The following is a 2,116-nucleotide window of genomic DNA, read 5'->3' as shown; positions in this document are numbered from 1 at the left end:
GTTAGGTGCCGGTGAGGGCGGATCGTCGCTCATCGTCTCGGGCGTGTTCCAGGGCGCCAACACCGAAATCACCTACCAGCGCCGAGCCCGTGGCCGATGGGGGTGAACGAGTCCGGGTCGGCGACTTCCCAATCCGACCGCCACGTAGCCGGCGCATGGTCGAGCAGCGCTCCTGGAGCCAGCCATTCGTAAAGCTCCGCGTACGAAAGTTGTTCGGTGGGCGATAGGCGCTTGCGCAGCATGTGTGGGTTGAGCATCGACGGGTCGGTGACACCCATCGAGCCCATCAGGCGCATCGCCTGGGCGACGGTGGCCCGCTGGTACCGGTAGACGCGTTCGCTCTTGTCGGCGACATCGAGAGCTCGGGCGCGATAGGGATCCTGGGTCGCGACGCCGACCGGGCAGTGGTTGGTGTGACACCGTTGAGATTGGATGCAGCCCACCGCCATCATCATCGATCGGGCCGAGTTGGTGTAATCGGCGCCCTGGATCAGGCGCTTGACGATGTCGTTTCCGGAGGCGACCTTACCGCTCGCCCCGATCCGTACTCTGTCCCGCAGACCCGTACCCACCAAGGCGTTGTGGACAGTCATCAATCCGTCGGTGAGCGGAAGGCCAACGTTGTCTTCGTATTCCAGCGGCGCAGCGGCGGTCCCGCCTTCGGCACCGTCGACGATGACGAAGTCCGGCGTCACCCCTTCGGCCAGCATCGCCTTGCAGACCGCCAGCACGTCGACCCGGGAGCCAACACACAGCTTGAAACCCACCGGTTTTCCGCCGGCCAATTCGCGTAGCCGCGCCACGAACCTGATCAGCTCACGCGGGGTGTGGAACGCTGAGTGCGACGCCGGGCTGACACACTTCTCGCCGACCGGCACGCCCCGATAGCTGGCGATTTTCTTGCTGACCTTTGCGGCGGGGAGCACGCCACCGATGCCGGGCTTGGCGCCTTGGCTCAACTTGATCGAGACGCACTTGACCAGATCGTGAGCCGCCTTGTCCGCGAACTGATCCGGATCGAACGCACCGTCTTTGGTGCGGGCACCGAAGTAGCCGGAGCCGATCTCCCAAACCACGTCGGCGCCGCCGAGATGATACGGAGTCAGCCCACCTTCGCCCGTGTCGTGGGCGAACCCGCCCTTGCGGGCGCCGTTATTCAGCGCGCGCAGCGCGTTGCCCGACAGCGCGCCGAAGCTCATTGCCGAGACGTTCATCAGCGCCATGTCGTATGGTCGCGCGCAATCGGGTCCGCCGATCCGCACCCGGTATGGCTCGTCGGGCGGTTCAACCGGTCGCGCCGAATGCACCAGATACTCGTAGCCGACCTGGTCGATATCGCGCTCGGTCCCGAAAGCCAATTCTGCGGCGGTACCTTTGGCCCGCTCGTAGATCAATGAGCGGACGTCGCGGTCGAATGGGCGGCCGTCGAAGTTGCGCTCGATGAAGTACTGCTGCACTTCCGGGCGCAAGTCCTCCAGCAGAAACCGCAGATGCCCCACAACCGGGTAGTTCCGCAGCACCGAATGCTTGCGCTGGACGAGGTCGTAGATGCCCACGGCCGCGACGGCCGCGACCACCGCTGCGGGAATCCACCAGCCCCGCGGCCCCACGACAGCCAGGGCCAGCAATGCCCCCGCAAGAGCCGTCAACAATGCGACACAGCCAAACCGGATCAATACACCCCGCCTCTCGCGACATAGCGTGCACCGCGAGCGTAGCGTCAGCGCGAAATATCAAGTTGGAAGTCAAACACCATCAGTATTGGACTCGAAAGCCGCCAATGAGCCAGACCTTGTTGCCATCCGGGTCGCTAAGCACTGACAACCGCACGCCCTTGTTGGCCTCAACAACCTCACCAGGCTCAAGACCCCGCCTGTTCAGCTCATCGATGTAGGCATCCAAATCCTGGACAGCGAAGTTGACGACCGTTGAGCCAGCATGTTGATCGTCGGTGAATACCTGTACCCATCCACCCGGAACTACTTGCCACTCCACGAGATTGGGCATCGGATTGTTGTCGGCCGCGCGACCGAACAGTGTTTCGTACCAGCGTCGACTCCGCTCGACGTCGGTCACAGGCACAACAGCTAAGACATGTTCGATTGACATATCCACC

Annotated in this window: 2 protein-coding genes; both read right to left on the bottom strand. The window is 63.3% G+C overall.

Annotated elements, in window-relative coordinates; genetic code table 11:
* Positions 1 to 68 precede the first annotated feature (68 nt).
* Entirely contained in the window at positions 69 to 1,625 is a 1,557-nt protein-coding gene (locus tag WAN71_RS07255; RefSeq protein WP_422224686.1) for an FMN-binding glutamate synthase family protein, read from the bottom strand.
* Between the two features lie 130 nt (positions 1,626 to 1,755).
* A partial coding sequence (locus WAN71_RS07250) for a VOC family protein (RefSeq protein WP_422224685.1) occupies positions 1,756 to 2,116 on the bottom strand: 361 nt, incomplete at its 5' end.

Source organism: Mycobacterium sp., from assembly GCF_049280035.1.
Taxonomy (GTDB): Bacteria; Actinomycetota; Actinomycetes; order Mycobacteriales; family Mycobacteriaceae; genus Mycobacterium.
The sequence above is the reverse complement of the archived record's forward strand: the minus strand, read 5'-3'. Positions and strand labels throughout refer to the sequence as shown.